Here is a 6,282-nt window from a genome sequence, read left to right on the forward strand (position 1 = left end):
TCTACATGGCGCCGGAACAGTTCGACGGCCGGCCGCCGGGACCGGCGTGCGACCTGTACGCGCTCGGGATCGTCCTCTACGAACTGCTCAGCGGCCGCCCACCGTTCGTCCGGGTGCTGTCGATGGCGCAGCTGATGGACCATCATCTGCGCGTCGCGCCGCAACCACTGGACGCCGCGCCGCCGGCGATCGCCGCGGTGGTGGACCGGGCGCTGCGCAAGGAGCCCGGTGCACGCCCGCCGTCGGCCCACGCGTTCGCCCTGGATCTCGCCGCCGCGACGGCTCAGGCGCTCGGTGCGGACTGGCTCACCCGCTGCCCGCTGCCGCTGCGGCTCGACGACGATGTGCGCGACGCGGCGCGCGGCAGTCCGTCGGCCCGCACCCCGCCAGCCGTCCCGCCGCCAGCCGTCACGCCGTCAGCCACCGCCTCACCACGCCGATGGTCGGCCGACGTGATCCGGCGCCGGTCCCTGAACCGGACCGCGCGGCGCGACCTCCGCCCGGCCGACATCACGTCCGCGCCGTTGCGGGTGGACTACCCGTACAGTGTGGTCGCCGCGCCGGACGGTGCGGTGTACGTGTCCCAACGGCTACGTCACCGGGTGCTCCGGATCGAACGCGACGGCCGGACGGTCCATGTGGCCGGCTCCGGCAAGAGCGGCCCGCACGGTGACGGGGGGCCGGCCGTCGACGCCGAGCTGGACAACCCGTGCGGGCTGGCTCTGGGCCCCGACGGTTCTCTGTTCATCGCGGACAGCTTCAACAATCGGATCCGCCGGGTCGCGCCGGACGGTCGGATCGTCACCGTCGCCGGCTCCGGCCGTCACGGCCCGCCGGCCGGCCCCGCCGCCCGGCACGCCACCTCACTCGACCTGGCGCACCCGCACGGCGTCTACGCTGACGCGGCGGGCCGGGTGTACGTCGCGAACACCGGCGGCCACCAGGTGATCCTGATCGACCCGGATCTGCGGGCGGCACCGCTGGCGGGGGCGGGTGTCCCCGGCCTGTCCGGAGATCACGGACCCGCCCAGTTCGCCCAGCTCCGGCGCCCGCACGACGTCACGGCCCCGCCCGGACGGAATGTCTACCTCGCCGACACCGACAATCACCTGCTGCGGGCGGTCGATGCCGACGGGACCATCTCCACGGCTGCCGGGATGTTCTACGGCGCGTCCCCCGACGACGGAGCCCCGGCCCGGATCGCGGACGTCGGTCGGCCCCACTCGCTGGCGCCCACCCCCTCGGGCGGTCTGCTGGTCACCGACCCCGACCGGGGACGGGTCCGCCTCGTCACCCGCGATCGACTCGTCCGCACCTTCGCGGACGCCCGAACAGGTCTGCGGCGACCGCTCGGTGTCACCGTCCACAGCGACGGCACCGCCTTCGTCGTCGACACCGCCCAGCACTTCATCCACCGTCTCCCGGTCGCATAGATCGGTCACCCGGCGTCGGTCCCACTGAGCCCGGCACGGTCCTCCGGGGTTACCCGGGATGGGTCATGCGGAGGCGACGCCGGTTCCGTGCGGGATGTCCCGCCCGACCGTGCATCGCTCGAACCTGCCGGATGGGCCAGGTACGGCTGCTGTGCATCGCATTCGCGGTTCTTCTCGGTCGCCGGGCGCATCGACTGGCGCTCGCAAGTGCCTACATCCTCGGCGTCATGATCGGATCGAGCATATTGACGAGCTCGCCCGGTTCGAAGCTCATGCGGTAGCGATGACAAGCGCCATCGTTGGCCTCTTTACCGAGCTTCTCCCAGAGCACGGTCCAGCCCGCACCCGCCGCGAGCTGTCGTAGGAAGGCCCGTTGAGCTCTGCCGTTTCCTTCCCGGAACGGATGGATGGCGTTCAGGTCGCCGTAGAGTGTCGCAAACCTGAGAACAAAGGATTCTCGCTTAAGCCCTACGAGATGACGGTCTTCGGCCAGGCCCGAGAAAAGATCGTAGAGCTGCCCCTCAACGAACAGCGCCCGGCAGAACGGGTGGCCATCCTTCGCGAGGTTCACAGTACGAATCTCGCCCGCCCATCGGTAGATGTCCTGGAAGAGCATCCGGTGGAAACGACGAAGATGCTCGGTATCGTAAGCGCCCGGGAGGAGGGATGCTCCCAGCTCAGCGTAGCGAAGGCCGGAGATCTGCTGTTCGATGTCGGCGAGCTCATCAGGATCATGTATGTCGAGCCGGTTCCGCAGGCACTCGGTGCCCGGCCAGCAGTACGGGTCGCTCACTGGTCGAGGCCGCGCCCCCTGTGACGGGCGAGAATTTCCGCGACAGCCTCATCGGCTGTGCACGTCCCTGACGCTACCTGCCGGAGTCGAGCCTGCGTATCAGGCGAGAACTCGTGGCCCTCCAGACGCGCGTTGCCGACCGCAGCCGAGACGGCTTCGTCGACTGACATCCTCAGCCGAGCGTAGTAGTCCGCCATGATCGTTGGCTCTATGGGCTCGTTAGACGACTCCCCCTCCGGCAACCCTGCACGCGCCAGCCGCCACGGCGCCTCCACCTGCGTCATCCGCGACAGTTCGTCGCCACTGAAAGGCCCGTACTTTTGCAGCACCCACTCGATGGTCCGAGTCGCCTGGGGCCCGAGTCGACGGGGATCCCCCGCTGGCCATGAGCTGACGCAGAAGCAGCCGCGGTGCTTCTCGAAGAGCGCCCATACCACCGGACCGTTCGACCAGGCCTGAACCTCTTCGTCGAAGAGATTCACGCGATGGTTGGCGAGATGCCATGCCTGCGAGTAGTAGACCAGCTTCTGCAAACGCCAGGTGGCCATCATCCCGAGTCGCGCGAGGATGAAGGCGGCAACATCATGGACGTTCTCGGCCATACCCTCACCTCCCTCGGACTCTGCGCACCGAGCGCACCGAGCAATACCCTGTACTGAAATATTTTACGCGCGCAGGGCAGGGGGCATCGCGCCTTGCCCCACGCGGGACCGCTCTTTCGAACCAGATCTGGTCGCCGAGGCCCAGGCACTCATGCTCGTTCTGGGCATACCGGGCCCGGCCAGCCCAGCCAGGCGAACGTCCACTTGATCATCCGCCGGCCGGGCGGTGGATGCCGGGATCAGGCGTTGGGCGGCAGGGCGGTGCCGGCACCGCGCTGACGCAGCGCGACCCGCTCCGGGCCCGCGCCCGCGGCCACAGCCGCCTCGGCCTCGGTATCGGTGTCGGCGTCGAGACCTTCCACCGTGAATCCCGCCTCGGCGATCATCTTCAGGTCCTGGTGGCCCTCCTGGCCCTCACCGGTCAGGTAGTCACCGAGGAAGATGGAGTTCACCACCGAGAGGGCGAGGGGCTGCATCGAGCCGAGATGAATCTCCCGGCCGCCCGAGAGCCGCACCTCGGCCGTGGGGTTGACGAACCGGACCATGGCGAGAATGCGCAGGCACTGCCGGGGGTTGAGGTTCCACTCCGCGCCCAGGGGCGTGCCCTCGAATGGCATGAGGAAGTTGACCGGGATGGAGTCCGGGGCCAGCTCGCGCAGCGCGAAGGCGACGTTGACGAGGTCCTCGTCGCTCTCCCGCATGCCGGCGATGATGCCCGAGCAGGGTGAGAGGCCGGCATGCCTGGCTTCCTGCACCGTGTCAACCCGGTCGTTGTAGGTGTGCGTCGTGCAGACGTCTGCGTACTTCTCACCGGCTGTGTTCAGGTTGTGGTTGTAGGCGTCCGCACCGGCCGCCCGCAGCCGTGCGGCCTGCCCGTCGGACAGCAGGCCGAGGCACGCGCACACTTCCACGCCCGGATGTGCGGTCTTGATCGCGCCGACCGTGTCCGCCACGCGGTCGACGTCCCGGTCCGTCGGCCCGCGGCCGCTCGCGACCAGGCACACCCGGCGGGCACCGCCCGAGATGCCGGCACCGGCCGTCGCAGCGGCCTCCTCGGGCTTGAGCCAGGTGTACTTCAGGATTCCCGTGTTCGAACCGAGCCGCTGCGAGCAGTAGGAACAGTCCTCCGGACAGAGCCCGCTCTTGAGGTTCACCAGGAAGTTCAGCTTGACACGCCTGCCAAAGTACCTCCGCCGGAGCCGGTAGGCGGCGGCGATGACATCCATGAGATCGTCGTCGTCACTGCGCAGGACGGCTAGGGCCTCGTCCCGGGTCGGGGCCCGACCACTCACCCCCTTGCTGACAAGGCTGTTCAGGGTGGCTGACAGGTCCATGTCCGTCATCCTCGATCCTCTGCTGGCACGGCGGGCACTGGCGGGCACTGGCGGGCGGCGGAAACCTGCAGGTGATCGTCCTTCCGCCACGCCCACACTCTCATCGTTACCTTGATCGGAACCAGCAATCGCCCATGCCGGGGCGGGGGTACGGCCGGGGTTACCCGGACGTGGACGTGGCCGACCGGCGCCGGCGGGCAGGATGGGGAGGAAGGGGAGGATGGGTATGTGGCGACTGGATCCCGGTGGAGGAAAACGACACGTGCGCGTTGGGCGACAGCGTCGCCGGCGCCCGCCCCACAGCCACCCGCGCCCACCCCACACCGACCGGACCAGCGACTGGACCTTCGACCGGAAAGTGAGGCCCACCAGTGAGCCCGCAAGGATCCGACTCCGACGTCGTGACGGTGCCGCGTGACGCGGCGTCACCACAGACGGTGTCGCGTGAGACCGCACCGGTCCCGCCCGCCGCCGACGAGGTCGTGCTCCTCGACGCCGAACGCCGCCCCTGCGGGACGGCGCCGCGGATCGCCGTGCACGGCCTCAACACCCCCCTGCACCTGGCGTTCTCGTCCTACCTTTTCGACCCGGCCGGCCGGCTGCTCGTCACCCGCCGATCGCTCGACAAGCGGACCTGGCCAGGGGTATGGACGAACAGCTGCTGTGGGCATCCCCGCCCAGGCGAGGACCTGGCGCGGGCCGTCGAGCGCCGGGTGGGCCAGGAACTCCGCCTGGAGCTGACCGACCTGCACTGCGCGCTGCCGGACTTCGCCTACCGCGCCACCGCCGCCGACGGTCTCGTGGAGAACGAGGTCTGCCCGGTCTACGTAGCGCGGGCGCTCGGGGACCCGGATCCGGACCCGGCCGAGGTGGTCGAGTGGCGCTGGGTCGAGTGGGACGACTACCGCCGGGTAGCCGCCGCCGCGCCCTGGGCGCTGAGCCCCTGGTCGGTCGACCAGATGGCGGCGTTCAGCGCGGCGGCCCATCCGCTGACCGCCGCGCTCTCCCTCCCCGACGGCGGAACCCACGCCTGAGCCGACCGTCCGGAGAGCCGGTCATCCGTCCTGTTCCAGAGGGCGTCCTGTTCCAGAAGGGTTGCCGTGCCGATGCTGACGCCCGGGGCTGCCGAACCGCGGATGGTCCCGGACGCCGCGCGACCGTCCGCCGCGGCGGCACCGCAACGCCCGCAAGCCGCACGGCGTCAGGTCACGGCACCCCGCCGCGTCACTTCACGGCGTCCCGGACATGGTCGATGATCGAGGCGATTGGGCCTACCGTCCACTGCTTGGCGGTCGAACCGGCGGCTGACGGGTGCGGATGGGTGGGAGCGAACTTCTCCGCCGTCCGGAGCCGACGGCCCATGCTTTCCAGCTGCCTGGCGTCGCGGGCTGCGTGCACCCGGGGGAACTCCTCATTCTCCTCATGCTCGGCGTGGTCGACAACGGCCCGTTCGAAGTCTGCCAGCTTCGCATCGAACTCGGCGCTACCGACATCCATCTTCTCCAGCGCCAGCAGCGCGCGGGTGGCTTCGTCCTCCTCGTGGTTGCGCGCCTCGGCCACCCGACTGTCGATCTTCTTCGTAACCGGCCGCACGATCATCTCCTCGGCGGTCTCGTGCGCGGCGAGCAAAGCCCGCAGCTCGTCGAACGCCCGGCGCTTGTGCTCGCCCGTCGCCGACTTCACGTCCGCGAACAGCTCGCGGATGCGGGCGTGCTGTTCGAGCAGTTCTCCCACGACGTCGTCGTGGGAGAACTGCGCCGCTCGGCCGCCGTCGAACCCAGCGTCATTGATCGGCATGATGTCCTCCTCATCACGGTCCGCCCATCGGGGACCTCGACGTCGGCGTGCCCCGAGAAGGCACTCGAAATCGCGCGGCATCGAGGACGCCCGACCGGCGGGGCCCAACCGACACGTTGGGCTCGTCAGCCTGCCCCGATCGGGGTACCGAGAGTGCCCCGATCCGGCCGGGTCAGCTCGCCGCCTACCGACGTCCCCAATCCGGGCCAGTACGAGGTAGCCATATAAACGGCCCCATGAGTAGCTCATCGTTCCTAGGGCCTGTTTGGGAAGTTTATCGGGTCAGCCATTCGTTGATCGCGGCGTTGGTGACTGTTGCTTCC

The 6,282-nt window shown here is 69.5% G+C and carries 5 protein-coding genes and 1 pseudogene; 2 read left to right on the forward strand and 4 right to left on the reverse strand.

Annotated features, from left to right (window positions below; genetic code table 11):
- A pseudogene (locus AC08OQ_RS16795) lies at positions 1–1,433 on the forward strand (hypothetical protein); the annotation flags it as partial.
- A gap of 211 nt (positions 1,434–1,644) precedes the next feature.
- Here the strand turns inward: AC08OQ_RS16795 and AC08OQ_RS16800 are convergent.
- From AC08OQ_RS16800 to bioB, 3 genes are all read right to left on the reverse strand, one after another.
- A complete protein-coding gene (locus AC08OQ_RS16800) occupies positions 1,645–2,226 on the reverse strand; it encodes a Fic/DOC family protein (RefSeq protein ID WP_462203979.1) in 582 nt (193 codons plus the stop codon).
- Positions 2,223–2,828: a type II toxin-antitoxin system antitoxin SocA domain-containing protein gene (locus tag AC08OQ_RS16805; protein WP_476602160.1), complete on the reverse strand. Its 606-nt coding sequence runs from the start codon at positions 2,826–2,828 to the stop codon at positions 2,223–2,225. Before AC08OQ_RS16805 ends, AC08OQ_RS16800 begins: the two co-directional genes overlap by 4 nt.
- A gap of 239 nt (positions 2,829–3,067) precedes the next feature.
- Positions 3,068–4,171 carry a biotin synthase BioB gene (bioB, locus tag AC08OQ_RS16810; RefSeq protein ID WP_476602159.1) on the reverse strand — a complete coding sequence of 368 codons (1,104 nt, stop codon included), beginning with the start codon at positions 4,169–4,171 and terminating at the stop codon, positions 3,068–3,070.
- A 392-nt stretch (positions 4,172–4,563) separates the two neighbouring features.
- Between bioB and idi the strand changes: the two genes are divergently transcribed.
- Positions 4,564–5,196 carry an isopentenyl-diphosphate Delta-isomerase gene (gene idi, locus AC08OQ_RS16815; protein ID WP_476605637.1) on the forward strand — a complete coding sequence of 211 codons (633 nt, stop codon included), beginning with the start codon at positions 4,564–4,566 and terminating at the stop codon, positions 5,194–5,196.
- A 190-nt stretch (positions 5,197–5,386) separates the two neighbouring features.
- Here the strand turns inward: idi and AC08OQ_RS16820 are convergent, their stop codons facing one another.
- Entirely contained in the window at positions 5,387–5,959 is a 573-nt protein-coding gene (locus AC08OQ_RS16820; RefSeq protein WP_462189143.1) for a hemerythrin domain-containing protein, read from the reverse strand.
- Positions 5,960–6,282: the final 323 nt, after the last annotated feature.

This window comes from Frankia sp. CcCS3 (assembly GCF_977927575.1).